Here is a 26840-nt window from a genome sequence, read left to right on the forward strand (position 1 = left end):
CCTGAGAGATAGTCAAGGGGCGAGTGGGAAATAGGTTATGCCTATCTTAAATCCTCTCCCTCTTGGGAAGAGGATTTTTTTAATAGGAAGTGAGTGGAAGGGGAAACTATTTAAATTAGAGAACGTTTTCCGGGATAAGTGAATTACTACGAGTGGTGGTTCGTTGAATACGTAAGGAAGAATGCAAGTCAAAGAACTGTCCCCCAACTTGCACAACTTGTATGGGGGAAGAAGTTAGGGAGGGTTAATATGAAATGGCAGCGTAAAGACATACTGGGGTTAGAAGATATGAGCGTGGATGATATAAGGCATATCCTGCATACAGCAAAAGTGATGAAAGAGATTCTGATGCGCCCGATTAAGAAATTGCCCACATTAAAAGGTAAATCGGTAGTTAATGTTTTTTATGAGGCAAGTACCCGGACTCGAACCTCCTTTGAAATGGCTGCCAAAGTGTTGGGGGCAGATACAACCAGCATCGCAATTGCCCAAAGCAGTGTGAGCAAAGGGGAGAGCTTATATGATACCGCTAAGACGATTCAGGCCATGCGAGCGGATCTGGTGATCCTACGCCATCCTAGTTCAGGCTCGGCAAAATTCTTAGCAGATATCCTTGATCCTGGGGTTATTAATGCGGGAGACGGTCAGCATGAGCATCCGACCCAAGCGTTGCTAGATATTTTCACGATGGAAGAAAAATTGGGAGCCCTCGACGGAAAGAACGTAGTCATTGTTGGAGATGTTTTGCATTCTAGGGTTGCCCGGAGCAACGCTTGGGGGCTTCAGAAACTTGGCGTAAATGTTACCTTAGTGGGTCCTCCAACCTTGTTGCCAGTTGAAATGGAGGGGTTGGGCGTTAAAATGACTCATGATCTTAACGGTGCTTTACCAGGGGCAGATGTGGTGATGGCCTTACGCCTTCAACTTGAACGCCAGAAAAGTGGTCTATTTCCTAGTCTTCGTGAGTATAGCCAGCTGTATGGATTGACGACTGACCGTTTGAAGAAAACGGGAAAAGAAAGTATTGTGTTACACCCCGGTCCCATGAACCGAGGCGTGGAAATTTCAGATGATGTTGCAGATGGGGTACAAGCCTTAATTGAAAAACAGGTTACGAATGGTGTGGCTATTCGCATGGCCTTAATTTATTTACTGATAGGAGGGTCCAGCAATGTGGTGGCTTAAAGATGTATGGGTAATTGATCCGAGTCAAAAGCTTTCAGCCCCTCGAGATGTTCTCGTTAAAGATGGACAGGTGTTAGAAATCTCTTCCTCGCTGACAGAAGAAGGGGTGCGGACAAAAGCGCAGGGCGAGTCGGTGGACACGATAGATGGTAAGGGGAAGTTTGTTTTCCCAGGACTTATTGATGTACACACTCACCTGCGAGAACCTGGACAAGAGGACAAAGAGGATATTCTGAGTGGTTCGCGTGCTGCAGTTCGCGGTGGATTTACAACGATTCTGGCCATGGCAAACACTCAACCAGTGATCGATAATAGGGCTCTCGTCGAATTCGTGAGGATGCAGGGAGAACGTGCTGGCTATGCTCATATACATCCGATTGGGGCAGTCACTAAAGGAATGCAAGGGGCAGAACTGGTTGAAATGTCAAATATGAAAGAGGGCGGAGCTGTCGCTTTTTCCGATGACGGTAAAAATATTCACAATGCAGAAGTGATGCGGCTAGCCTTAGAATATGCTAAATTGACTGGGCTCCTCATTATCAGTCATTGCGAAGATAAAGACCTCGCTGGGGACGGACAAATGCGCCGTGGAGTGGCGTCTGCACGGATGGGCTTGAAAGGGATTCCAGCCAGTGCGGAAAGCGTGATCGTCGCTAGAGATCTACAACTCGCTGAGGAAACTGGTGGAAGGCTTCATTTGGCCCATATCTCCACGGTAGAGAGTGTCGAACTAATTAGGCGGGCCAAAGAACGTGGGGTCGATGTCACGGCAGAAGTCAATCCTCATCATCTGATCTTTTGCGATGAAGAGATGGGTATTACAGATACATTCTTTAAAGTGAATCCTCCATTGGGTTCTCGAGTGGATAGAGAGGCACTAATCGAAGGACTTCGTGATGGGACTTTAGACATGATCGCGACTGATCACGCACCACATACCCAAGCAGAAAAAACCAGACCCTTTGCAGAGGCCCCCTTTGGGATCGCGAGTCTAGAAACAGCTTTGAGTGCGGTGTGGCAGCATTTAGTGGTACCCGGACGAATTTCCATGGATCGAGTGATCGAGGCTTGGAGCTTCTCTCCGGCCCAGAGGTTTGGTTTGCAGGGGGGATCGTTAGTTCCTGGGTCTCCTGCGGACATGGTGCTCTTTGATCCTGAATTTTCAGAGGTGATTGAGCCGGCAACGTTGGTTTCAAAAGCTCGTAATACCCCATTTTTGAATAAAACTTTACAAGGATGTCCGGTAATGGTGTGGGTGGAAGGCCGACTGGTCCAGAAAAACCGTACAGTTCTATAGGATCGATTGTGCATTGCATAAATTATTTTTTGCAGAAAATCAGAAAATGATTGAAAGTCACTCAGTATAAGAGGGGCAATATCGGGCAGAGAGGAAGTGTCGAACGTGGCTTATCTTGTTTTCGAAGATGGGACAACCTTTGAGGGGGAAGCTTTTGGAGATTGGATGAAGAGTAATCCCACGGTGGCTGAACGTGAAGTGGTCTTCAACACTTCTATGAGCGGTTATCAGGAAATGGTCACAGATTTGTCCTATGCAGGGCAGATCCTCGTCCTGACTCAACCTCAAATTGGTAACTATGGGTGGCACCATGAAGAAAATGAAGCGGATAAAACTCGTCTGCAGGGACTGATTGTTCGCGAGCTTTCCCAAGGAGAGGGCAGTTTGCATGCTGAAGGATCCTTGGAAGACTATTGTCTAAAACACAATGTGCAGGGGTTAAGAGGTGTCGATACTCGGGCGTTAACAAGGTATCTGCGTGAGTTTGGCACATTACCTGGCGTGATGGTTGAAACTCGAGATGTCGGACTGGCGTTCTGGGTGAACTCTCGAGATAGTCATGAAATAAAGGAAAAAGATGAACACTGGGTGTATCGGTCAACGGTCAAAGAAGCCTACGAAATTCCAGGATCAGGGCCTTTACTCGCTGTACTCGACTTCGGAGCCAAACGAAATATTATTCGTAACCTTCAGCAGAGAGGGTTCAGGATAATGGTGTTCCCGGCGGGATCATCTCCTGAAGAAATTCTAAGACATCATCCCAGCGGAGTTGTTTTAAGCAATGGGCCAGGTGATCCCGAAGAGTTAACGGAATGCGTGGCTACGGTTCGAAGTTTGTATGATAAGTTACCAGTATTAGGAATTTGCCTCGGACATCAATTGTTAGCCTTAGCCGCAGGTGGGGAAACTTACAAACTTCCTTATGGGCATCGCGGCGGAAATCATCCGGTGATTGATATACGTTCAGGAAAAGCAACTATGACGGCACAGAACCACGGGTACGCTGTCCAAGAAGAATCTTTAGCGGGCTCTGGTTTTCAAGTGACGTTGCGCAATCTCAATGATGGAACTGTCGAAGGAATGGAGCATCATACCTACCCAATCTTATCTGTACAATTTCATCCAGAAGGCGCTCCAGGACCTGAGGAGAACTCCGAGATATTTGATCAATTCAAGAAATTAGTAGAGAAAAATCTAACAAGAAAGGGGAGAACATAATAATGCCCAAGAAAGAGTGGAAAAAGGTTCTGGTGATCGGATCAGGCCCCATTATCATTGGGCAGGCGGCTGAATTTGACTACGCCGGTACGCAGGCCTGTCGGGCACTGCGTGAAGAAGGAGTAGAAGTCATTCTTGTAAATTCTAACCCAGCAACGATTATGACGGACCGGGAAACTGCAGACCGGGTTTATATTGAACCTTTGACGGTCGAATCCGTAGAACGAATTATTGAGCGAGAGCGACCGGATGGATTAATTCCTACAATGGGCGGTCAAACCGGCCTGAATTTGGCTTATCAGTTGGCTAAACGGGGGGTCTTGGATCGCTGCGGGGTTACGCTGATGGGAACCTCCCTTAAAAGCATTGATCAAGCGGAAGATCGGGAAAGCTTTCGGGCTTTGATGCAAGAGCTCGGAGAACCCATTCCAGAAAGTAAGATTGTATCTCGGGTTGAAGATGCTATTGAGTTTGCGGCTAAAATAGGATACCCACTGATTGTGCGACCTGCCTTTACCTTGGGAGGAACCGGGGGAGGGATTGTGCAAAGTGCTGAAGAACTAGAGCAGATTGCAGAAAGTGGTTTACAAGCTAGCCTAATTGATCAGATCCTTATAGAGCGAAGTGTGGCTGGTTGGAAGGAAGTTGAGTTTGAAGTCCTACGCGATGGAATCGGAAACTGCATCACGATTTGTCATATGGAAAACATGGACCCGGTCGGAGTACATACTGGGGATAGTATTGTGGTTGCACCTTGTCTAACCTTGACTGATCGGGAGGTTCAAACCTTACGCACTGCGTCTCGCCGAATTGTGAACGGACTGAAGATTGAAGGAGGATGCAATGTACAGTTTGCTCTGCACCCTTCACGTAATGAATACGTAGTGATCGAGGTCAATCCCCGTCTAAGCCGTTCAAGTGCCCTCGCTTCCAAGGCCACCGGATATCCAATTGCCAAGGTGGCAGCTAAAATTGCTTTGGGTTATGCACTGACAGAAATCAAGAATGCTGTTACAGAGAAAACTTCGGCCTGTTTTGAGCCGGCCTTAGACTATGTGGTTGTTAAAATCCCTCGCTGGCCCTTTGATAAATTTACGGAGGCAGATAGACGCTTGGGTACCCAGATGAAGGCGACTGGAGAAGTGATGGGTATTGGTCGCAACTTGGAAACCGCCCTTCTAAAAGCCATCCGTTCTCTGGATATAAAAGTTTACGGGATCCGATTGTTTGAACTTGAGGGACTCTCGGATGCTGAATTAAAAAGATTATGCCTTGAACCGGATGATCGACAGTTGTTCGTTTTTGCAGAAGCTCTGAAGCGCGGTTGGACTGTCGATTGGTTGGCTGAAGAGACGGGCTGGAATCGTTATTACCTAGGTATACTCAAGCGTCTTGTAGAGAATACTGCTTTATTAGAACAAGCGCCGTGGGATAAGGAGATGTTACTCCGCGCCAAACGGCTTGGTTTCGCGGATCAGGAAATAGCCGACCTATGGAAGAGTACGGAAGATGAAGTTTATCGGTTTAGGCTTGAACAGGGTATTCGACCCGTTTTCAAAATGGTGGATACCTGTGCCGGAGAGTTTGAGGCCACAACGCCCTATTTTTATTCTAGCTATGATGTAGAAAATGAAGGAGATGTTCATAAGCGACCCAAAGTGGTTGTCTTAGGGTCGGGTCCGATCCGGATTGGACAAGGCATTGAATTTGATTATTGTTCCGTTCATGCAGTTTTGGCACTGCGCAAAGCCGGATTTGAAAGTATAATTATTAATAACAATCCTGAAACGGTTTCGACGGACTTCGACACGGCTGACCGCCTGTATTTCGAACCCCTGACCTTAGAAGATGTCTCGGCGATTCTGGACAAGGAACAGCCAGACGGCGTGATTGTCCAGTTCGGTGGACAAACGGCTATTGGCTTAGCTAGTGGCTTAGCGGGGCGTGGATACAAGGTCTTGGGTACGACGGTTGAAGACATTGACCGGGCGGAGGAGCGGGGAACCTTTGATCGTGTTCTTCAAGAGCTTGGCGCAAAACGTCCACGCGGTGGTGGGGCAACGAACATGGAGCAAGTACAACGTGTAGCTGAAGAGATTGGATTTCCTTTGGTGGTTCGTCCGTCGTATGTGTTGGGTGGACGGGCTATGGACATTGTCTATGAAGCTAAGGAATTAGAGGCTGTCGTAAAGCGTGCTCTTTCTGCCTCCTCGGATCAAGAGATTTGGATGGATCAATATCTACTCGGGACAGAGGTGGAGGTCGATGCGATCTCAGACGGGGAGAACGTCTTTATTCCTGGGATTATGGAGCATCTGGAACGGGCAGGCGTCCATTCTGGAGACTCCATTGCGGTCTATCCTCCTCAAACCTTGGAGTTAGGTATGCAAGAGCGAATCATAGCTTTAACGGAATCGTTAGCTCGATCTTTGAGAATTAAAGGCTTACTGAACATTCAATATGTGATTTATCATCAAGAGCTCTTTGTTCTTGAAGTCAATCCTCGCTCAAGTCGTACAGTGCCCTTCCTTAGTAAAGTCACGGGAGTTCCGATTGTAGACTGGGCCACTCAGATAATTTTAGGGAGAACTTGGGAAGAAATCAAGATTCCGCTCGGCCTCTGGCCTACGGGTGATCGGGTAGCAGTCAAAGCGCCCGTGTTCTCCTTCTCCAAGTTACAACGGGTCGAACCGTCTTTAGGTCCAGAGATGAAATCCACTGGCGAGGTCATGGGAATCGATAAGACCTATGAGAAAGCCCTTTACAAAGCACTCCTTGGGGCAGGCCTGACCTTCACGACGTACGGTTCGGTGTTCGTAACCTTGGCAGATCGTGATAAAGCGGAAGGAGTTGCTCTTGCCCGACGGTTCGCGGATATTGGGTTTCGAATCTTAGCGACTAAGGGGACTGCGCGCTACTTACAAGGCGAGGGACTGAGAGTGGAACAGATCGCTAAGTTGCATGATGGATCGAATGAAATAATTGACGGAATACGAAAGAATCAAATTCAATATGTCGTCAATACTACAACTCATGGTCGAGTACAAGAAAGTGATGGATTTGCGATCCGTAGAGCGGCAGTGGAACATGGAATTCCTTGCTTCACTAGCTTGGACACTGCTGCGGCTTTGCTCCAGGTGCTTGAGAGTATTTCTCCGGGTCTCTTGCCGCTATAGCGATATTCGCAGTTCGATATTCGTGGTTCGAATCACGAACGACGAGGTGTGAAGCGAATTAGGAACGACGAACACGAGATGCCGTGAAACTAGGAATGAGAAATACGAATTACGAGTTACTTTTGCGGTATCGAGTACTGTAAAGTGACTTCATTTGAGAATTATAACTACGCATTACTCATTACGAACATTAACTACGAACTACGATAGAAAGAGGTGGGTGCGATGCTCACAGAAGGACTAGTGGTCGTTCATGAATGCTTGGGAGAGGCAGATCAAATGCTGAGGCGTTTGGTTTTAAGCGGACCAATTGCTAAGACTGCGAAGGCTGGACAGTTTGTAGCTGTCCAAGTTCAAGACTCCTCGATCTCCTCCTTTGACCCGTTGTTGCGGCGTCCGATCAGCTTAGCCGAGGTTTCTCCAGATCAAAACGAAATCACCTTGCTCTATCGGATTCAAGGGCGGGGAACCGAAATCTTAGCAAGAGCGCGGTGTGGAGAGCGGCTCAGTGTTATGGGGCCGTTAGGCAACGGCTTTTCCTTGCCAGAAGTAGGGGAATTATGGCTAGTTGCAGGTGGGATTGGCATATTTCCGCTTTATGCTCTCGCTCAAAGCGCACTCGCTCAGGGTTTGAGCGTTCGCTTGTTTTGGGGGGGAGAAAACCAGTCATTTCTAAGAAGTGCAGGACTGAACGATTGGCAAGCACTAGGGATTCCGATTCACCTCTGTACTTTGGATGGAACGTTAGGGGATAAGGGTTTTGTGACTGAGCAACTTCAAGGTCGATTATTTCAGTCGTTTCAGTTGTTTGGGCAGACGAAACTGATCAACATAGAGAACCAAGCGAACAATGCACAGCATTCAATTTCTGAGCAAATTACTGTAGCCACTTGTGGCCCGAAAAAGATGATGCAGGTAGTTACGGAACTATGCATGAACTTTGCTGTCCCAGTGCAGGTTTCTCTGGAAGAGCGCATGGGCTGCGCAGTGGGCGCTTGCTTAGGATGTGTATGTACCCTCGTTGATGAAACAGGCACTTTAATCCATAAAAAAGTATGTCAGGATGGTCCGGTTTTTCGGGGTGAGGAGGTTGTCTGGGATGAGTCATGTTGATCTAACTACCGAGCTAGCAGGAATCTCTCTAAGGAATCCTGTCCTTACCAGTTCAGGGACCTATGGGTTTGGGGAAGAATATGCCGATTATTGTCCGCTGGAAGCCTTAGGGGGAATAACCCTGAAGGGGATTACCCCTCTGCCACGGTTAGGAAATTCAGTGCCTCGGTTGGCAGAAACACCGGCAGGGTTACTCAATGCGGTCGGGTTGGAAAACCCGGGACTCGAGGAATTTCTAGTATCTTATCTGCCAAAGGTTCGAAGAATGCCTACAGCGGTGATCGCCAATATTTCTGGTTTTTCACTAGAGGATTATGAACGTATGGCTCGTGCATTACAAGCAGATTCCGGGTTAGCCGCTCTGGAAGTTAACATTTCCTGCCCAAATGTCAAACATGGTGGGATGCATTTTGGAACAGACCCAAGGAGTGCTGAAGAGGTGATTGCGGCGGTTAAGGCAGCAACGGATCTCCCAATTATCGCTAAGCTTTCTCCCAATGTTACCGATATCGTGGGAATGGCCCGTGCAGCTCAGCGTGGGGGGGCGGACGCCCTATCCCTCATTAATACGCTGTTAGGGATGAGTATTGACATAGAACAACAACGGCCTTTGTTAGCCAATACATTTGGAGGGCTTTCTGGGCCGGCTATTCGACCGGTTGCTGTCCGTATGGTATGGCAAGTGGCTGAAGCCATCGATTTACCAATCATAGGTATGGGGGGTATCACCACTTGGCAGGATGCTGTGGAATTTCTCTTAGCAGGAGCAACTGCCATAAGTATTGGAACTGGGAATTTCGTCAATCCTCAGGCTCCACTGGACATTCTACAGGGGATCAAGAATTATTGCGAAAAATGTGGAATGACTTCCGTGCATGATTTAGTCGGCTTGGCACACAAAGCTTAGCTCATAAAGGAACAATGCATGAATTGCCCTACAAGGAAAAGGGAAGGCACATAGTCCTGCGCAGTTAGAAACGGAGGAATAAGTCAATGGATGCAACATTAAATAAACGAATAATGGTGGCACTTGATGTTCAAGGACGTGACGAAGCTTTAGTCTTAGCTAAGGCTCTCCAAGGAAGCGGATGTTGGCTTAAAGTGGGAATGGAACTGTATGCGTATACTGGCCCGGCAATAATCCGGGAACTGAAGGAGATGGGATTTCCTATTTTTCTGGACTTGAAGCTTCATGACATTCCCACGACGGTAGAACGGGCGATTCGCGGTTATGTTCAGTGTGGTGCGGATATGATCAATGTTCATTGTAGTGGAGGATATGAGATGATGGCCAGGTCGGCCAACGCTGTTAGGGAAGCAGGTCTTAAGCTGAAAAGTGTTCCTAAAGTAATTGGAGTTACGGTCCTAACAAGTATGTCAGAAAATCAATTTAAACGAGAGATGGGAGTACAACGGAAACTTCCAGAGCATGTGGTGGAGCTCGCCAAACTTGCAGAAAAGGCAGGACTAGACGGGGTTGTTGCTTCAGCTATGGAGGCCAGTGAGCTACGGCGAAACACTAACCCCGGTTTTTTGATTGTTACGCCAGGGATTCGCCCGGCATGGAGCGAAGCAAACGACCAAATGCGAGTCCTCACCCCCCATGAGGCTTTAGAGGCTGGTAGTTCATATCTCGTGGTCGGAAGACCGATTACCCGTGCAGAGGATCCTCGACAAGCCTTGGAACGACTTTGGGTACGGTAAGGCACATTCAAAAAAATATCAAGTCAGTATGTCAGCCTATTTTGTGTCATACTGCGTCGGAATGTTCATCTAATAGCCCACTATGAGGTAACATTCCTCCTTGTCTGACGCAAAATATCCATGGCATCTTTGACTTGTGATTTTACTTCATATGCCTAAAAAGGAGAGAAATAACGATAATGGAAAAACATACGAATGCAAAAGAAACCCGGCTCACCCCAGAGGAATACCTTGATTTGTTTAGAAAAAGTAAAGCTTTATTGGACGGACATTTTCTGTTAACCTCAGGTAAACATAGTGCTCAATATATGCAGTGTGCTCAGGTTCTACAATATCCGGAGAGGGCTGCCATACTTGCGGAGGGACTTGCCGCGTCGTTTCGTGACCAGGGAATACAAACTGTCATTGGACCGGCCACGGGAGGGATACTAGTGGCCCATGAAGTCGCCAGGGCTTTAGGAACGCGAGCGCTATTTACAGAGCGTGAAAACGGGATAATGCGTTTGCGCAGAGGATTCACACTTTCCCCGGGAGAACGCGTCTTGGTCGTTGAGGATGTGATCACAACAGGTGGATCTGTTCGTGAGGTTTTAGCTGTGGTCCGAGAATTCGAAGCGATTCCAGTAGGTGTCGGTATTCTTGTTGACCGAACAGGGGGGACTGTGGATTTTGGACTGCCGATGGCTTCTCTCATTCAACTACACATCCAGGCTTTTGAAGCTCAGGAATGCCCACTTTGTGCTCAGGAGATCCCTGCTATTAAGCCAGGGAGTCGCAAAATCTAAAAAGTAAAATGACCCAATCTTCTCGTTAATGTAACTGTCGTTGATCCAATAGTGAGACTCCCACTTCTACCAGTGGGGTGGTAAACCCGTACCCTGCGATATTAATCCTTTGCCGTTTGATACTCCTTGGGGATAGCGGCTTCGGCGATAGTCTCAACTGGAGACTATCGCCGAAGTCTTGCTGTTCAAATTTAGTTGAACGAGTTCACTATCTAATACACTAGGATAAGTCTGTCATAATAAGAAATCATAATGATCGTTAATGAGGAAGGGATATAATTCAATAGTGTGGAATGTATGCCTCATAGGACGTCAAGGGCAGGGAGATGAATTAGGAGGGGAGGTTTATTTTGAAGAAAATATTAGTGGCCACTGATGCTTCAGAGTATTCACGCCAAGCGTTGCAAAGGGCTTTGGAACTCGCTAGGAAATTTCACTCGGAAATCGTGCTTCTAATCGTTATAGACAAGCCGCGAGGGTATGCTGTGAATCTGCTCGATGAGCATGTCAATTGGCTGGAACAAATTGAACAGGGGGGGGAGTTGGCGATACAAGCCACTCTTGAAGGAATCGATATTTCGGACGTCCCCTTAATCAAGAAAATTGTGCAAGGAAACCCAGCAAACATGATCTTACAAGAGATTGAAACTGAAAATATCGATTTGGTTGTTATGGGAAGTCATGGTTACGGGGCGATCACTGGTGCCCTATTAGGTAGTGTCAGTCAGCGCGTTCTCCACGGAGCAAAGTGTTCTGTTCTTATTGCTAAGTGATTATTAACTATTAATAGGTAGTTGGTGTTCAAACAAGGCTGAAAGCTTTTTGCTCTTAGCCTTGTTCTGTATCTACGCTCAAAGAATGACTCAGTGAACCAAGATGATATTTCTGTGGAGTTGTAAGGTTGTTTAAACAATTAGTGACAACATGTCAATGATTTGGATATAATCTATAAATAGGTTATTTATGGAAAGGAGGTCGATCATGAAAAAGGTAATCCTATTCGTGATAGACTCTCTTCATCCTGTGGTCTTGAGGAGAATCCTTGCGCAAGGGCACGCCCCAGCTCTCCGTTTTTTAGCTGAACATGGAACTTACTTTGATCGTGTCATTTCCTCTTTTCCAACTATGACGCCAGTTGCTACAAGTTCCATGATCACAGGAACTTGGCCTGATCGACATGGGGTTCCTGGGTTTATCTGGTTTAACGACGAGAACCGAAAAATCGTGGATTATGGGGCAACACCTTATAGTGTTTTAAAAATTGGGACTGAAAAGGTCCTCCGCAACTTATTGATAAAGCTTAATGAAGAACATCTTAATCCAAAGACACCGACCCTATATGAAAGACTAGAAGCTAGCGGATATAGTACAGGGAACGTCAATTTTTTTATGCATCGGGCCACACACCTTTATCAAGCAAAAGTCCCTCTTTTACTCACTTTGGCGACTGGTTTTCACCTCACCCAAGCAGAGGTATCGGGTCCTTCCCACTTAACATTAGGCCAGCTCATCCATCCACCTTTCACAGATTCGCTTAATAGCTATCCAAGAGGAGTTCTTAATCGTTTTGGTTTTAATGACGTCTTTTCTGGGAAAATTTCTGCTCAACTAATCCGTGAGGGTAAACAGCCAGATTTTATGGCCGTTTATTTCCCAGATAATGATAAGTATTCTCACAATTATGGCCCTCTGCGCACAGGAGTATCAATTGAACGTGCGGATTCCCTTGTGGCTTCAGTCCTTGATGAGTGTGGTTCATGGGAGAGAGCCCTTGAGGAAAACGTAATTATTGTTACGGGAGACCATGCCCAGTCGACGGTTGGTTTAGGGAAAGAATACCTTATTGATTTAGATCGTGCGTTAAAGTCTTTTAAACGGTTAAAGTCTACAGAAGAGGCAACTGAGGACAACGACAAGGAAATTGCCATCTGCCCGAATGAACGGATGGCCTTTATTTATATTCTTAAGCGAAAAAACGAGATATTACCAGATGTCGTGGGCGTTTTGTGCAAAGAACGGCGTAATGCTCAGATTGCTTGGAAAATCTCTGAAAATAAGTATTGTGTCCTTCAAGGCGGAACGGAGAAACAACTATTCTTTTCTCGCGTTGGTCCGTATCAGGATGTTTATGGTCAGAGCTGGTCCTGTGAAGGAGATTTATCCGTGGTCGATGCCCAGGTGACGGGAGAGCAAAAAATTGAATTCGGAAAGTACCCCGATGCTCTGAGTCGACTGATTTCAGCTCTCGAGGTAAGGAAGGGAAGTCGGGTGGTCGTTTCAGCGGCTTCAGGGTACGAGTATTTAGCAGTCGGGGGACCGATTCACTCTGGCGGAGGAAGCCACGGATCTCTTGACGAAGAAGATTCGACGGTTCCAATGATCGTTGCTGGTATGCAAGCTAAGTTGAATAATCCGAGGATTATTGATTTGTTTCCAATGATTTTAGGGCATTTTGGACTATAGAGTGGAAGCATCTTTGCACGGGCACATGATGCCAAGATGCTCGTAACTGTTGACCTTCTAGTAATCAAGCTATATTATAGGGATGGGAATGATTATCATCTGCGAAATATAGCTTAGAAATAACCCCATGAGGAGGAAGACTTGTTTAAGATATTTTGGCTAATATGTGGAATGTTATCTTTAATAATTGGGATTATCGGGATTGTTCTTCCTCTACTGCCTACGACTCCGTTCGTTTTGCTTGCAGCAGCATCATTTGCTAAAAGCTCTACAGCATTCCATGATTACCTTATTAATAGTAAATATTTCGGTACCATTATAAAAGATTGGCAAGAAAACCGAACAATCCCACTCAGGGCAAAAATTGCTGCAGTATTAATGATGAGTATATCTATCATTGTTTCTATAATATATTTAATTAAGTAAAATCGTTCAACTAAGTTGAAATTGGGGGAGACCACCCGTGCATGCAAAGAAGATACCAAGCTTATTACTTGGTGTCTTCTTTGCATGTAGGGGCTATACAAACTAGCTATCAACTAAAGTCCTGTTATCTCGCTCCATTTTTGATTCAGGTTGCTGACCGCTGGTAGATTAGACGTTCGCGAGGACTCCGGTTTGTTTATCGTCAAGGTTGGGGGCTTGGGCTTTCGGCAATCTTAGCAACTTCAGCTTAAAAACTATCCAGTTATTATTAAGTCAATATTGCAAAATAACATATAGCTGTTAAGTATGATATTATTATGATTGTTTAAAAATTAGTAATTTAGGAAGTGATTTTTTGTCCAACGAAAATGTTCATCGGATAGAAATGGACGGTAGGCAGATAATCCTAATTGGAACTGCTCATGTCTCTAAAAAAAGCGCTGAAGAAGTTAAAGAATTAATTGAAGAAGAAAAACCAGATACAGTATGTGTAGAGTTGTGTGAGTCTCGTTATCAAGCAATTATGGATGCTGAACGATGGAAAAATACCGATATCGTCAAAATTATTAAAGAAGGCAAATCAATGCTGTTATTGGTTAACTTAATCATGTCTTCTTACCAGAAACGATTAGCTAAGCAGTTTGGGATCAATCCTGGACAAGAGATGATCCAAGGTATCGAATCAGCTAATGAGCATGGCGCTATCATTTGTTTAGCGGATCGCGATATTCAGGTTACCATGCGACGGCTATGGCGCGGGTTAGGTTTTTGGGGAAAAGCCAAATTGTTTTATCAGCTTATCTTAAGCTTAGTCGTCGACGAAGAAATCAGTGAAGATGAACTGGAGAAGATGAAGAGCGAGGATATGTTAACATCAGTCTTAAATGAATTATCTCAGTCTTTCCCTTCACTAAAGTCGGTTATTATCGATGAAAGAGACAAGTACCTAGCTCAGAGAATTAAAGAAACCTCAGGAGATAAGGTGATCGCTATCTTAGGTGCAGCCCATATTCCGGGCATAAAAATGCAACTTGCTAATGATAACAACTTAGACGAACTGTCCAAGGTTCGCGCTACTTCAAAGACTTCACAGATAATTGGGTGGACTATACCTGTTCTTATTCTAGGCATAATTATTTCTACGCTTTCGCTTGATAAGACTACGGGGATTGATCAGATTGTTAGTTGGATTCTATGGAACGGCTCTCTTTCGGCTATAGGAGCAATGATTGCTTTCGGTCACCCGCTTTCTATCTTGGTAGCATTTTTGGTCGCACCCATTAGTTCTTTAAGCCCCCTTTTGGCTGTGGGATGGTTTGTAGGTCTCACAGAGGCTTTTATAAGGAAACCGACCGTTCAAGATTTTGAAAATCTTTCGGAAGAGATTTGGACTATTAAGGGTTTTTGGCGTAATAAAGTTACCCATATTCTCTTGCTAGTTGTGCTGTCTAATCTAGGAAGCACCTTTGGTACCCTAATTGGGGGAGCAGATGTGATCAAACAGTTTCTTAATGCTATTCGCTAGGAGTGTTCTCGTATTCAAAGATTGCACGAGAACACTTCTTATGTTAAAATAATATAAAATTAATAGTTACAGGGGAGCTAGAACGTTCTGGCTGAGAGGGGCAACGGCCCGACCCTTAACCTGATCTGGGTAATGCCAGCGTAGGGAAAATTTGAAAATTGGGACGCCGCATTACATGCGGTGTCTTTTTTTGTACTCGGCAGAAAGTATAAACTAGTTTTAAGGAGGAAATAGCAATGGCAAAAATTATTATGGCTTTACAGGTGGTTCCTAAAGTTGAAGAATCTCGTATTTATGAGGTCGTGGATGAGGCGATCAAAGTCATAGCAGCCAGTGGAGTTCCCTATGAAGTGGGGCCCATGGAGACAACAATGGAGGGCGAACCAGATCAGCTTTGGGAAATCATTAAAGAAGCTCAGGAAGCTTGCATTCGCGCTGGAGCCTCTAGAGTAATGGCCTATATTAAGATGGATTATGTTCCAACAGGCTCCACGATCGGTGAAAAAATTGACAAATATCGAAACAAATAATGGGCTGGTTAAAGTGGAAGTGGATCCCATCCCTAGTGTTCTTTCTCTTTTTGCTTGGGGCATGGCAAATTGTGATTACGTCGTTTCATGTACCCCTATGGCTTCTCCCAACTCCTACTCGAATCGCCCAAGCTTTATGGGAGACTCGCCAGCTTATCTGGAGTCATACCCTGACAACTGTTGCTGAAACAACAGTTGGTTTTGCGCTTGCCGTTGTCTTTAGTCTGATCTCGGCGGGCGTGATGGTTCTATCCCCTTGGATAAAACGCCTAATATATCCGTTTCTAATAATTTCTCAGACAGTTCCACTGATTGCAGTTGCACCTCTTTTGATCCTTTGGTTGGGTTATGGACTACTGCCTAAAATTATGATCGTTATGATTATTTGTTATTTTCCGATTACCATCAGCTTAATCGAGGGACTTGAATTACCTGACCCTGACTATCTTAATTTATTAAGAAGCATGGGAGCTTCCCGTTGGCAAATTTTTCATATTGTTCGCTGGCCTCATGCCTTACCCTTACTTTTTGCAGGACTGAAAATCGCCGCAACCTATAGTGTAATGGGGGCCGTGATCGGAGAATGGTTGGGGGCTAGCTCGGGGTTGGGCGTTTATCTAACGCGTTCATCCCACTCTTTTTTGACAGACCGTGTTTTTGCCGCTATTTTTGCGATCACCGCCTTGAGTTTCCTTTACTATGCCCTTATCTCCATCCTTGCGCGACTCGCCTTACCCTGGATCCAAAGCAAGAATCATGATTCCCATTAAAAAATTACCGTCTGGTTGTTTGGCCTTCGATCCTCTATTTAGTTTTTTTCAAGAAACGGATGTAAATAAATCATAGGGGAGATTATCGTATGAAAAAGTTGCTTGCAATATTTACCATTTCCTTGCTATTGCTGTCTGGGTGCGGAACCGGATCTACTTCACCCACTCCAGCGACAACTAAACCACCTACCGTCGTAAACTTAATGCTAGACTGGACGCCTAATACAAATCACACGGGTCTTTTTGTTGCCCAAGAAAAGGGGTATTTCGCTAGGGAGGGTTTAGAGGTTAAATTCATCCAGCCTTCTAGTTCCGGAAATGTTGAACAGCTTGTGGCGGTCGGAAAAGCTGACTTTGGAGTGAGTCATCAAGAACAGGTAACCACTGCACGCGCCAACGATGTGCCGATTCTCTCCCTAGCCGCTATCATTCAACACAACACTTCAGGATTTGTTTCTCCAACCTCTAAGAATATTTTAAGAGCCAAAGACTTCGAAGGGAAGACTTACGGGGGATGGGGGCTACCCTCAGAAGATGCGATTCTCAAAGCACTCATGCAAAAGGAAAATGCTGATTTCTCGAAGCTTAAAATGATCAATATTGGAGAGTCTGATCAACTTACGTCTTTAACCAAAGATATTGATTTAACCTGGATCTTTTATGGTTGGACCGGCAAAGAAGCAGAATTGCGAAATCAGACGTTAAATATGATGTGGTTAAAAGACGTTGACCCAGCTCTCGACTTTTATACTCCCGTCGTGATTACCAACGAGAAAATGATACAATCTCAACCAGAACTAACCCGTCAGTTTATGCAAGCGGTTAGTGAAGGCTATCAATATGCGATCAAGAATCCGACGGAAGCGGCAGAGATCTTGATAAAGAATGCGCCCGAAGCAAATCCAGACTTAATCCGAAGCAGTCAGGCTTGGCTCAGTCCCAGGTATCAAGCAGATGCAGCCCAGTGGGGAATACAGAAGTCAGAGGTTTGGGAGCGCTATGCGAAATGGCTTGTCGAACGCAACCTGTTGCCGAAGATGATTGATCCCTCCAAGGCCTACACGAACGAGTTCTTACCTGAGGCAAATTCCTAAAAGTAATCAGTCAATCTGCCAGTCTATTTCGCGTAATACTGCGTCGGTATGTTCACCCTATAACCCGCTATGAGGTGAACATACCTCCTTGTCAGACACAAAATATCCATGGCATCTTGACTTGTTTTTCTTTCATATATTTAAATCCTAAGGAGGAGTAAAATGGGACTATCTCTTAGAGGTCTTTCCAAATCTTATTCTAGTCCACAAAAAAACTTATCCATGGAGGTTTTGCAACCTCTAGATTTAGAGGTTGAGACGGGTTCCTTTGTTTCCTTGATCGGACCGTCAGGTTGTGGCAAGAGTACGATTTGCAATCTTGTGGCTGGAATTGAGAGTCCAGATACAGGGAAAATATTTTTGGATGGTCGAGCGATCCAGGGGACTCTAGGAAACGTTGGTTATATGCCCCAAAAAGATTTACTGCTACCCTGGCGTACTCTGTTAGAAAACGTACTTTTGGGTTGTGAGATTATGCATAAGGACAGACTCGAAGCACGGGTAGAGGCTAAAGAATGGTTAAATCAGTTCGGGCTCTCTCCATTTTCTGAGCATTACCCGCACCAGTTATCAGGGGGGATGAGACAACGCGGAGCTTTACTGCGGACGATTCTCTTTGGCAAAAAAACATTGCTTCTAGACGAGCCCTTCGGTGCTCTGGATGCTTTGACCCGACGAGAAATGCAACGTTGGCTTTTAAGCATTTGGAATCGAACAAGGCACACCGTTTTATTGATCACTCACGATATTGATGAGGCTATTCTTCTTTCCGATAGAGTTGTTGTTCTAAGTCGACGTCCTACGCGGATTATCCAAGAGTTTAAAATCCCATTTCCCCACCCGCGTGATCCGGATGAGTTGTTGCTTTCTAATGTTGCCATAGGTTTAAAAAGGCAACTCCTAGACCTGCTTATACATTAAACAATATCAAAGGCACCAGGCACTTAATTCCATTAATTAAGTGCCTGGCGTTGTTTCATAAAACATTCGGGTGAAACCGGAAGGGGCTCTGGTGAATAGGATACCTATGCTCTCTTTCAAAAGGAGCTAGAGCGTTGTGTCCTCAACTCCCTAGTAATCTGTCTCTTCGCTCGAAAGCTGTATAACCGGGAAATAGTCCTGAACCACTAAGGGCAGTCGGCTATACACTGACAGACGACGATCTAACAACCATCGGAAAACGGATCTTCGAGTCTAAACAACGCATAAAGAAAAACTAGGGTTCGACCCGCGGCAGGTGAAATTACCAAAACGCTTCCTCGAAACTCCTAGTATGCATGGCAAGCTTGACATGTCGGTAGTGGAAAGAATGATTCAGCAGTATGTAGAAAAATGCGAAGTGTCTTTAAAGAGTTGACATATGTTGAGAAAATATTAAACTTAGATTTAAATAGTATGTTTAATAAAAGAAAGGTTGAACGCTATGATTTCTAATACAATGCAAGAACAGGTAAAGAACAGTTCTGTTATCCGGGCCATGTTTGAGGAAGGAAAAAGACTGGCAGGGATTCACGGAGTGGAAAATGTCTTTGATTTTAGCCTAGGGAACCCCAATGTTGAACCACCGAAGGAAGTAAAGAACGCAATTTTAGAGGTTATAAATACTGGGAATTCTATGGGCATTCATGGGTATATGAATAACTCCGGTTATGAAGATGTAAGAGCTGCAATTGCCAAGTCAATCAATGATAAATTCTCCACCGCTTTTACACAAAATAACATTATTATGACTGTTGGCGCAGCAGGTGGGTTAAATGTCATTTTTAAAACACTACTTAACCCAGGGGATGAGGTCATTACGTTCGCACCATTTTTTGGAGAATACAGAAACTATGTGAAAAACTTTGAGGGCGAATTAGTTATAGTATCCCCTAATACGATTGATTTTCAGCCGAATCTTGAAGAATTCAAAGAGAAAATAACCCCTAGAACTAAAGCGGTTATCATCAATTCCCCTAATAATCCAACAGGGGTTATCTATTCGGAAGCAACCATTATCAAGCTCTCAGAAATACTGAATGAGAAGCAAAAAGAATTTGGCACAGATATTTATCTTGTCTCTGATGAACCGTATCGAGAACTTGCTTATGATAATGCTGAAGTGCCTTACCTTTCAAAATATTATGAGAACACGATAATCGGGTACTCCTTCAGCAAATCTCTTTCGTTACCCGGCGAAAGAATAGGCTATTTAGTGATTCCGGATCAGGTGGCTGATTACCAAAATATCGTTTCAGCAGCAAATATTGCTAATCGCATTTTAGGTTTTGTTAATGCTCCGTCATTATTCCAGCGCGTCATTGCAAAGTGCTTAGACGCAAAGGTGGATATTCGTACCTATAACAGAAATCGTGAACTCCTTTATAAAGGGCTTTCATCATACGGCTACGAATGCATTAAACCTGAAGGTGCATTTTACATGTTTGTTAAAACTCCTATTGAGAATGATGTTGAATTCTGTAACCTGGCAAAGAAGAAGAACATTCTTCTTGTTCCTGGCACTGTATTTGGCTGCCCCGGTTATGTTCGAATTGCCTATTGTGTGGCTTATTATAAAATTGAGAAAGCATTGCCGTACTTTAAGGCTCTCATTGAAGAAGTTAAATAAAACAATATTCTAGACTAAAGCGCGTGTGAAAGACCCGTTTGCAGTGAATTATTGCAAACGGGTCTTTCTAGCAGCAAAATTTGTAGCCTACACCCCATACAGTAAGTATATATTCTGGGTGGCCAGGGGTGGGCTCAATTTTTTCTCTAATTTTTCTGATGAAAACCGTAATGGTTCCCGAATCCCCTAAATATTTCCCCTCCCACAGATTATCAAAAAGTTGCTTTCTCGTAAATACCTGTCCTGGGTGATTTGCCATAAATGATAGGAGTTCGAATTCTTTAGGGGTTAGGTCCACTTTTTCTCCTCGTACATTGACTTCAAAACTCTTATTGTTGATTTCCAACTCTTTAACTACAATGCAATCTTTATTTTCCTGAGAACTCTCAGATTCTTTTTTAAAGGCCACCCGTCGAAACATGGCTTTCATCCGCAAAGCTAGCTCTACAGGGCTGAAAGGCTTGGTTATATAGTCATCTGCTCCCATATTGAAACCCACACTCTTATCGACGATATCTCCTTTGGCCGAAAGTAAGATAATCGGAACCACGCTATCTAGACGAATTCTCCGACAGACTTCAAATCCATCGATTTCTGGAAGCATGACATCTAGAATGATTAGATCTGGATTTTCACGGGTAAACATTTGCAAAGCTTTTTCTCCGTCAGCAGCATAGCAAAAGTCATAACCTTCTTTTTGAATAAGATGTTCTATTATTTTACGAATACTGTCTTCGTCATCGACCAACATCACTTTTAAGCGTTCCACCATTGTTTACCTTCTTTTCACTTTACTCAATATCCTGGATAGGAAGACCTACAATAAAACTACTGCCACCGCCACATTTACTTTCTACTTTAATCCATCCTCTATGAAGTTCTACTAATTCCTTTGCTAAGGCTAGTCCTAGCCCGGTACCTCCATATTTTCGAGATGGCGAACTATCAGCCTGCGTGAATTTCTCAAAAATATACTTTTGGTATTCTTCGTTAATCCCTATCCCATTGTCATTTACTATGATAATGATCTCTTTCCTATGATCATTAAATTGAACCAGGATCTCAACAGTTCCTCCTTTTTCTGTGAACTTCACAGCATTTCCCGCCAGATTTTCCACAACTCTCCGTAGCTTCTCGGGATCGGCTTTGGTCAGCGGAACCTCCGGTGTAACCTGAACATGAAATTCCAATTCTTTGTTTTTTGCAAGAGGAGCAATGACACTCTCCACTGAAGCTATTATATCGGTCATATCCACCACTTCTAAAGCAAGCTGACCTTTCCCTGCTTCAATTTTGGCCAGATCTAGAATGTTATTGATAAGTCTTAATAAGATTTGGCTGTTTAGGAGCACTTCTTCGAGATAGTGTTGTTGTTTCTTTTCCTCCGGGGGAATGTCAACCAACATAAGCTCGGCAAATGCCATAATCGATGTAAGAGGAGTTCTTAACTCATGACTCATGACAGCTAAGAATTCAGATTTGTAAACATTTGTCTCTTCTAATCTAAGATTAACTTGTTCTAATTCTTGTTTATGCTTTTTTAATATCAAATTGGCTTTTTCCAGTTCAGATGTTCGCTGTTCAACTTTCAACTCTAAATTACTATACAAATCCTTCAACTGCTCCGTCATATTCTGAAAATGATTAGTCAGCCTCTTTATTTCTCCTTTGGCTTTCAAATGACTTAGGTTCACATCCCATTTACCTGCGCCTACCTGAGCCACGACTTTTTCCAGTTCACCAAGAGAACTGGTCACCATTCCGGTCACTAAGAAATAAATACAAATGACACAAACTAAAATCAGGATAACAGAAAAGAATCCATTGCTTAATTGACTCTCTCTGATATTTTCATAGTAAATATCCATGGGCATTGTTAAAGAAAGAGCACCCGCAAAATCTCCAATCTCCAGGCCATCTTTGGCAAATCCTGATATATCTATTTCTCCTTTAGGTTTGCCATGACAGTCCAGACAATTTTTATCGATACTTAAAGGGGTCATATAGCGGAACACATGTGTTCCATTTACTGTTTCAATAGACCAATATTCCATCGTAGAGGGATTCTCTTTAAAGTAGGTAATACCTCCTATCTCAAAATCATCAGGGGTATTCAATACATTTCTACAAACAGTATTTGTTGGTTTTATGTTATATTCAGTTTCTGAAGCTAGCATTGCTCCTACACCCATAGCTACGGTAGAACAGCTTAAATGCTTAAACTCTAAGTTTCCTGCAAAATTATAATTGATCTTATGTTGATTAATGGCCATGAATTCCCACAAGGCTTTCTGCTGCTCAGAGATAATCTGGGCTTTCTCTGTCATCGCACGTACTGCTTGTTTTTTCTCTTCGTTAAAATCCCAGAAAAACTTAAAACTCATCACGGTGATAATGACAATGACAGTTGCTAACATAAAACGAAAGGTTAAATTATCTGTGGTTTTTAATTTCTCTCCTAAGTCTTTCATAACTCAACGCCTTTTTATTCTTGTGATTATTTTCCCGAAGTATTGTGATGGAGAACTTAAAAAAGTTTATCATATTCCTTCGTGTTTTGTAAGGCCATTTTAATAGCCACACATTCCCTTGAAGTAAAGTTCCCTTCAAGGGGTTAAATAAAAATAACAAGATATTAATATTTTGTTAATATCTTGTTATAAATGGTTAATATCTCTATGCTAAACTACACAACAAATGGATTTTTTTTCAGCGCAACCTTTCCATTTGCGTAATCGTGCTTGTTTAGCAAATCTATTTAAACTAATCACACCTTGATACTACATAACTAATAGAAAGGAGGTTCCATTATATGACTAAGCAAAACGACGGTATTGCCATATTTCTCGCCAATCGTCATTACCTCTATGGATTATTGCAGCACATATTCGGCCATGAGCCGAGCATCGAATTGATAGAAGTTATCGTAAGCGAGCATACAAAAAAAGCCCTGAAGCTATTACTGGATGAAGATGAGCATAAACTTAACGACTGTTTGGCCGTATTGGAGGAATTGAAGCAGGCCATTTCTACTGGCGCAGATGATACTCTGGATAAGCTGAAAAGCGAATACACTTATTTAATGCTGGGGCCGAATAAGTTGCCTGCTCCTCCTTGGGAATCTGTATATCTGACTGACGAGCGGATGATCTTTCAGGAAAACACTTTAAGGGTGCGACGTACTTATCTAGAATATCAGTTCTTGCCAGCGAATTATCCTCATGAAGCGGATGACCATATTGCTTTGGAGTTGGACTTCTTGACACATTTGGCGAAGCTCACGCAAGAAGCCTTCGAGGAAGAGAACATTGAAGAAGTAAAGAGGCTGTTGTCCGACCAGAAGGCGTTTTTAGAGGAACATTTGCTGGTTTGGATTGGCGATTTTGCCGAACAAATACAACTTTCAAAAACGCATCACCTATATCCGCAGATGGCGTCATTAACTGAGCAGGTTTTGAAAATAGATGCTGCCGCTCTCGATGAACTTATTTCCTTGCTCTAACCCGAGATAATTAGATGAATGATGACCTATAGTCTCTTGCAGTTATGGTAAAAGGCTATGGCTATGGTTCAATTCAACCCATGTGACAATCGCTAATACAAAGATAGAATAACAAACAAAACAAGACAAAATATTTATCTTTGTATTTGATACACAAGGGTAGGAACTTCAACTAATTCAATCCAATGGCTGAAAAGGGGGGAGACAGACCCCTGTAGGTAATCTTTTTACTTCAAATATGTTTAAAGGAGGTTAATGACCCATATGACTAATTTCATTGACAAAATTAGTAATTTGAACCTGAGCAGAAGAAACTTTATTAAAGCAAGTACGGCCGCTGCTGCCATTTTACCTTTGGCGGGTTGTGGGAACACTTTAATGAGAACGAGTGCCGATAATATTGCCACGATGGAAGAGCGGTGGATTACCGCTGCCTGCTGGCATAACTGTGGTGGTCGCTGCCTCAACAAGGCTTTAGTAGTGGACGGTGTTGTCCTTCGTCAGAAAGGCGACGACACACACCCCGATAGCCCTAATTATCCACAACAAAGGGCATGTATCCGTGGACGCTCTCAACGGCAACAGGTTTTTGGCGCTGACCGTTTGAAGTATCCAATGAGAAGGAAAAATTGGGCGCCGGGTGGCGGGAAGAAAGAGCTTCGCGGAAACGATGAATGGGTAAGGATTTCTTGGGATGAAGCGTTAGATGCAATTAGTGGTGAAATTAAACGTATCAAAGAAGAAAAGGGAAATCGAGCATTATTTGCGGATTCCGCTAACGTATCTAAAGTTTTATCTCTATATGGTGGTTGTGTTTCCCATTGGGGTACAACATCTCGTGGAAATTGGACCTATACTCCAGATGTAATAGGCTACAGTCCAGAGTCTAATTCAGGGATCAATGACAGATTGGATATGCGTAACTGTGATACAGTTATTATGTTCGGTATGAACCCGGCTTGGAGTTCTGCAGGAAATCCTGCGTATAATTTTATGCAGGTGAAAAATGCTGGGGCAGAATTTATTGCGGTTGACCCCTACTATAATGATACTTATGCCCTATTGGATGCGGAGTGGATTCCTTGTCGTCCTGTTACAGACACGGCTTTATTACTAGGCATTGCTCATACTTTATTGCAGGAAGATAATCCAACGACAAATCCTTTGATCGACTGGGAGTTTTTAAAGAAGAATACGATTGGCTTCGACGCGGAAAGCATGCCAGAGGGAAGCGATTCTAAAGAAAACTTCAAAGACTATGTTCTGGGAACCTATGATGGCATTCCTAAGACCGCGGAATGGGCTTCTGAAAGTACAGGGGTTGAGCCGAATCGTATCCGTTATCTGGCCAGGGCGTTGAATAAAAATAAGAAAGTGGCTATATTAACTGGCTGGGCATCCGCTAGAACGCATAATACGGATAATCTGCCACAACTATTTATGACAATCGGGGCAATGACTGGCCATATGGGGAAATCTGGTCATATGTGTGGAATTAGTTGTCATAGCCGCGCTGGTAATGGTGGAGCAATGTTGGTGGCACCTGGTTCTAATGGTTTACCAGCGGTGAAGAATCCGGTCGATGATAGCTTCAATGATACGGAAATGTGGAAAGCCATTGTTGATGGTCAATACAATTTCACGGGACAGCAAAAATATCTTAAAAGTGAAACGAGAAAGATCGATATTGGTTTGATTTATCACGAATTGAGTTCAAAACTACAAACTAGGGCTGGGATGACCAAAGGAATTGAAGCGCATCGTAAGGTCGATTTAGTGGTTAGTCATTCTCAATTTTTGACTACTAACTCCAAATACGCTGATTTTGTGCTTCCTGTGACTACAGAGTGGGAAAAACCAGGAGGGCTCTTAACGGGCAATCGAGAAATCTTAATCATGTATTCTCAAATTACGAAGCCAATGTATGAATGTCAGGATGATCAATGGATTGCAAAAGAATTGGCAAAACGTCTTGGTGTAGATCCAACAAAGGCTTTTCCTATTGACTATACACAACAATTTTTCAATCAAATTGCGGGTGCGACCACAACCAACGAAGATGGGGTCACAAAAGAGCCTTTGGTTACAATTACAGCAGCAGATATTGCAGAGTGGAAGGTAAAAGGTAAACCGCAACAAGGTCGAATTGGTTTGAAAGAATTTCAAGAAAAAGGTATTTACCAAATTGAAAGAAAAGTCGGGGATAACTACGGCTTTATTGCTTTCAAAGATTTTAGAGATGACCCCGTGGCGAAGCCACGCAAAAACTCGGCTAGTGGCAAGATGGAGATATATTCCCAAGTACTAGCAAACACAATAAATAATATGGGTTATAGTAAGATCAAAGCTGTCCCTACACATATTCCGCCCGTGGAAGGTTATGAAGAAACCTTTAAAGATTGGAAAGGGAAAGTGAAGGGCGATTATCCTTATCAAGTGATTAATCCTCATTATTTGCGTCGTTCTCATTCTGTTTTTGATAATGTACAGTGGCTCAGAGAAACGTGGCCAAATCCAGTGTTCATTAGTGCAAAAGATGCTCAAGAAAAAGGTATAGTCGATGGCAATACCGTCTTATTGACGAGTAAGCATGGCAAGACTCTGCGTACAGCTCTGGTTACCGAACGTTTTATGCCCGGTATTGTTGGTTTACTTCATGGTTCTTGGGTTGATATGGATGAAAAAACAGGGATTGATACTGGTGGTGCGGATAACATTCTTAATGGCCCGTTAACGTCGGGTCAAGGGGTTTCAGGATGGAATAGCTGCGTGGTTAATATTGAAAAATATTCCGATGCGCCATTAACGCCAGATGTCAATAAATCACAAAGAATTATTTTCTAGAGGGGAGAGTGAGCAATAGTGGGTCGCAAAGGATTCTATTTTGATATGACTTCGTGTATTGGTTGCCGAACTTGCCAGATAGCCTGTAAAGATAAAAACGATTTAAAAGTAGGTACAATATTTAGGCAAACAAGAACATTTGAAATCGGTGTTTATCCGACTCCCGGTGTGTACCACTATTCCAGTACCTGTAATCATTGTGCTAACCCTAAATGCGTAGAAGGATGTCCTACTGGCGCTATGCATGTTGATGCAGATGGTACGGTGCAACATGATAAGGATAAGTGTATCGGCTGTCGTTATTGTACTTGGGCTTGTCCTTACGGGGTTCCTCAGTTCATACAAGATTTAGGCAAAGTAGGTAAATGCGATGGGTGTAAGGATTTAAGAGATAAAAATGAAACCCCAGTTTGCGTGGATGCCTGTCCCATGCGCGCAATAGAATGGGGAGATATTGAAGAATTAAAAGTTAAATATGGCAGCAACACTACCAGTGATTTACCTATTCTGCCTCATTCCTCTGTCACCAACCCTTCATTGGTTATCAAACCTAAAGCTGGTGCCCTTCTTAAAGATTTTAGGAAAAAGGAGGTCTAGAAA

Annotated in this window: 22 protein-coding genes and 1 riboswitch; of the genes, 20 read left to right on the forward strand and 2 right to left on the reverse strand. The window is 43.7% G+C overall.

Translation table 11 applies throughout. The annotated features are described in order from the left end of the window. Positions 1-249 precede the first annotated feature (249 nt). From E4K67_RS03680 to E4K67_RS03765, 17 genes are all read left to right on the forward strand, one after another. Positions 250-1185 carry an aspartate carbamoyltransferase catalytic subunit gene (locus E4K67_RS03680; RefSeq protein ID WP_135545018.1) on the forward strand — a complete coding sequence of 312 codons (936 nt, stop codon included), beginning with the start codon at positions 250-252 and terminating at the stop codon, positions 1183-1185. After that, positions 1172-2482, forward strand: a complete 1311-nt coding sequence (locus E4K67_RS03685; RefSeq protein ID WP_135545019.1) for a dihydroorotase — start codon at positions 1172-1174, stop codon at positions 2480-2482. Before E4K67_RS03680 ends, E4K67_RS03685 begins: the two co-directional genes overlap by 14 nt. A 105-nt stretch (positions 2483-2587) precedes the next feature. Further along, a complete protein-coding gene (gene carA / locus E4K67_RS03690; RefSeq protein ID WP_135545020.1) occupies positions 2588-3700 on the forward strand; it encodes a glutamine-hydrolyzing carbamoyl-phosphate synthase small subunit in 1113 nt (370 codons plus the stop codon). Positions 3701-3702: 2 nt separating this feature from the next. Then, positions 3703-6876 carry a carbamoyl-phosphate synthase large subunit gene (carB, locus tag E4K67_RS03695; RefSeq protein WP_135545021.1) on the forward strand — a complete coding sequence of 1058 codons (3174 nt, stop codon included), beginning with the start codon at positions 3703-3705 and terminating at the stop codon, positions 6874-6876. A gap of 225 nt (positions 6877-7101) precedes the next feature. Beyond that, positions 7102-7989, forward strand: coding sequence for a dihydroorotate dehydrogenase electron transfer subunit (locus E4K67_RS03700; protein ID WP_135545022.1), 888 nt, complete (start codon positions 7102-7104; stop codon positions 7987-7989). After that, on the forward strand, positions 7976-8896 hold the full coding sequence (locus E4K67_RS03705; protein WP_135545023.1) for a dihydroorotate dehydrogenase: 921 nt from the start codon (positions 7976-7978) through the stop codon (positions 8894-8896). Before E4K67_RS03700 ends, E4K67_RS03705 begins: the two co-directional genes overlap by 14 nt. Before the next feature lie 86 nt (positions 8897-8982). Continuing rightward, the gene (gene pyrF, locus E4K67_RS03710) at positions 8983-9693 is read left to right on the forward strand and encodes an orotidine-5'-phosphate decarboxylase (RefSeq protein ID WP_135545024.1); all 711 of its coding nucleotides are present in this window, start codon (positions 8983-8985) and stop codon (positions 9691-9693) included. A gap of 179 nt (positions 9694-9872) precedes the next feature. Continuing rightward, positions 9873-10478 (forward strand): orotate phosphoribosyltransferase, encoded by a 606-nt coding sequence (gene pyrE, locus E4K67_RS03715; RefSeq protein ID WP_135545025.1) that lies wholly within the window; start codon positions 9873-9875, stop codon positions 10476-10478. A gap of 347 nt (positions 10479-10825) precedes the next feature. Next, positions 10826-11251, forward strand: coding sequence for a universal stress protein (locus E4K67_RS03720; protein WP_135545026.1), 426 nt, complete (start codon positions 10826-10828; stop codon positions 11249-11251). A gap of 208 nt (positions 11252-11459) precedes the next feature. Further along, positions 11460-12941: an alkaline phosphatase family protein gene (locus E4K67_RS03725; protein ID WP_135545027.1), complete on the forward strand. Its 1482-nt coding sequence runs from the start codon at positions 11460-11462 to the stop codon at positions 12939-12941. A gap of 141 nt (positions 12942-13082) precedes the next feature. Beyond that, positions 13083-13367, forward strand: coding sequence for a YbaN family protein (locus E4K67_RS03730; RefSeq protein WP_135545028.1), 285 nt, complete (start codon positions 13083-13085; stop codon positions 13365-13367). Positions 13368-13722: 355 nt separating this feature from the next. Continuing rightward, complete coding sequence (locus E4K67_RS03735; RefSeq protein ID WP_274594827.1) at positions 13723-14892, forward strand: TraB/GumN family protein; 1170 nt, start codon at positions 13723-13725, stop codon at positions 14890-14892. 60 nt (positions 14893-14952) lie between these two features. Further along, positions 14953-15056: riboswitch (TPP riboswitch) on the forward strand. Positions 15057-15128: 72 nt separating this feature from the next. Then, positions 15129-15422, forward strand: coding sequence for a thiamine-binding protein (locus E4K67_RS03740; RefSeq protein WP_135545029.1), 294 nt, complete (start codon positions 15129-15131; stop codon positions 15420-15422). Continuing rightward, complete coding sequence (locus tag E4K67_RS03745; RefSeq protein ID WP_135545030.1) at positions 15422-16192, forward strand: ABC transporter permease; 771 nt, start codon at positions 15422-15424, stop codon at positions 16190-16192. Before E4K67_RS03740 ends, E4K67_RS03745 begins: the two co-directional genes overlap by 1 nt. A gap of 89 nt (positions 16193-16281) precedes the next feature. Beyond that, positions 16282-17286, forward strand: a complete 1005-nt coding sequence (locus tag E4K67_RS03750) for an ABC transporter substrate-binding protein (protein ID WP_135545031.1) — start codon at positions 16282-16284, stop codon at positions 17284-17286. 162 nt (positions 17287-17448) lie between these two features. After that, a complete protein-coding gene (locus E4K67_RS03755) occupies positions 17449-18207 on the forward strand; it encodes an ABC transporter ATP-binding protein (protein ID WP_135545032.1) in 759 nt (252 codons plus the stop codon). 502 nt (positions 18208-18709) lie between these two features. Then, the gene (locus E4K67_RS03765) at positions 18710-19894 is read left to right on the forward strand and encodes a pyridoxal phosphate-dependent aminotransferase (protein ID WP_135545033.1); all 1185 of its coding nucleotides are present in this window, start codon (positions 18710-18712) and stop codon (positions 19892-19894) included. Positions 19895-19961: 67 nt separating this feature from the next. On the opposite strand, the gene E4K67_RS03770 is transcribed toward E4K67_RS03765, so the two are convergent. Further along, positions 19962-20666, reverse strand: a complete 705-nt coding sequence (locus E4K67_RS03770; protein WP_135545034.1) for a response regulator transcription factor — start codon at positions 20664-20666, stop codon at positions 19962-19964. Between the two features lie 19 nt (positions 20667-20685). Then, positions 20686-22365: an ATP-binding protein gene (locus E4K67_RS03775; protein WP_135545035.1), complete on the reverse strand. Its 1680-nt coding sequence runs from the start codon at positions 22363-22365 to the stop codon at positions 20686-20688. 341 nt (positions 22366-22706) lie between these two features. Here E4K67_RS03775 and E4K67_RS03780 point away from each other — a divergent pair, with 341 nt between their 5' ends. The 3 genes from E4K67_RS03780 to E4K67_RS03790 all read left to right on the forward strand — a co-directional run bounded on the left by E4K67_RS03780 (position 22707) and on the right by E4K67_RS03790 (position 26837). Further along, entirely contained in the window at positions 22707-23396 is a 690-nt protein-coding gene (locus E4K67_RS03780; protein ID WP_135545036.1) for a TorD/DmsD family molecular chaperone, read from the forward strand. Positions 23397-23660: 264 nt separating this feature from the next. Then, positions 23661-26240 (forward strand): molybdopterin-dependent oxidoreductase, encoded by a 2580-nt coding sequence (locus tag E4K67_RS03785; RefSeq protein WP_135545037.1) that lies wholly within the window; start codon positions 23661-23663, stop codon positions 26238-26240. 18 nt (positions 26241-26258) lie between these two features. Beyond that, complete coding sequence (locus E4K67_RS03790; protein WP_135545038.1) at positions 26259-26837, forward strand: 4Fe-4S dicluster domain-containing protein; 579 nt, start codon at positions 26259-26261, stop codon at positions 26835-26837. Positions 26838-26840 lie beyond the last annotated feature (3 nt).

The sequence above is a fragment of the Desulfosporosinus fructosivorans genome (assembly GCF_004766045.1).
Lineage (GTDB): Bacteria > Bacillota > Desulfitobacteriia > Desulfitobacteriales > Desulfitobacteriaceae > Desulfosporosinus > Desulfosporosinus fructosivorans.

What these genes read in the sequence shown, in the direction of transcription:
- E4K67_RS03775 (WP_135545035.1), bottom strand. Translation starts at nt 22,365, where the DNA reads ATGAAAGACTTAGGAGAGAAATTAAAAACCACAGATAATTTAACCTTT.
- E4K67_RS03745 (WP_135545030.1), top strand. Translation starts at nt 15,422, where the DNA reads ATGGGCTGGTTAAAGTGGAAGTGGATCCCATCCCTAGTGTTCTTTCTC.
- E4K67_RS03755 (WP_135545032.1), top strand. Translation starts at nt 17,449, where the DNA reads ATGGGACTATCTCTTAGAGGTCTTTCCAAATCTTATTCTAGTCCACAA.
- E4K67_RS03685 (WP_135545019.1), top strand. Translation starts at nt 1,172, where the DNA reads ATGTGGTGGCTTAAAGATGTATGGGTAATTGATCCGAGTCAAAAGCTT.
- E4K67_RS03680 (WP_135545018.1), top strand. Translation starts at nt 250, where the DNA reads ATGAAATGGCAGCGTAAAGACATACTGGGGTTAGAAGATATGAGCGTG.
- pyrE (WP_135545025.1), top strand. Translation starts at nt 9,873, where the DNA reads ATGGAAAAACATACGAATGCAAAAGAAACCCGGCTCACCCCAGAGGAA.
- E4K67_RS03770 (WP_135545034.1), bottom strand. Translation starts at nt 20,666, where the DNA reads ATGGTGGAACGCTTAAAAGTGATGTTGGTCGATGACGAAGACAGTATT.
- E4K67_RS03750 (WP_135545031.1), top strand. Translation starts at nt 16,282, where the DNA reads ATGAAAAAGTTGCTTGCAATATTTACCATTTCCTTGCTATTGCTGTCT.
- E4K67_RS03705 (WP_135545023.1), top strand. Translation starts at nt 7,976, where the DNA reads ATGAGTCATGTTGATCTAACTACCGAGCTAGCAGGAATCTCTCTAAGG.
- carB (WP_135545021.1), top strand. Translation starts at nt 3,703, where the DNA reads ATGCCCAAGAAAGAGTGGAAAAAGGTTCTGGTGATCGGATCAGGCCCC.
- E4K67_RS03780 (WP_135545036.1), top strand. Translation starts at nt 22,707, where the DNA reads ATGACTAAGCAAAACGACGGTATTGCCATATTTCTCGCCAATCGTCAT.
- E4K67_RS03785 (WP_135545037.1), top strand. Translation starts at nt 23,661, where the DNA reads ATGACTAATTTCATTGACAAAATTAGTAATTTGAACCTGAGCAGAAGA.
- pyrF (WP_135545024.1), top strand. Translation starts at nt 8,983, where the DNA reads ATGGATGCAACATTAAATAAACGAATAATGGTGGCACTTGATGTTCAA.
- E4K67_RS03700 (WP_135545022.1), top strand. Translation starts at nt 7,102, where the DNA reads ATGCTCACAGAAGGACTAGTGGTCGTTCATGAATGCTTGGGAGAGGCA.
- E4K67_RS03765 (WP_135545033.1), top strand. Translation starts at nt 18,710, where the DNA reads ATGATTTCTAATACAATGCAAGAACAGGTAAAGAACAGTTCTGTTATC.
- E4K67_RS03740 (WP_135545029.1), top strand. Translation starts at nt 15,129, where the DNA reads ATGGCAAAAATTATTATGGCTTTACAGGTGGTTCCTAAAGTTGAAGAA.
- E4K67_RS03725 (WP_135545027.1), top strand. Translation starts at nt 11,460, where the DNA reads ATGAAAAAGGTAATCCTATTCGTGATAGACTCTCTTCATCCTGTGGTC.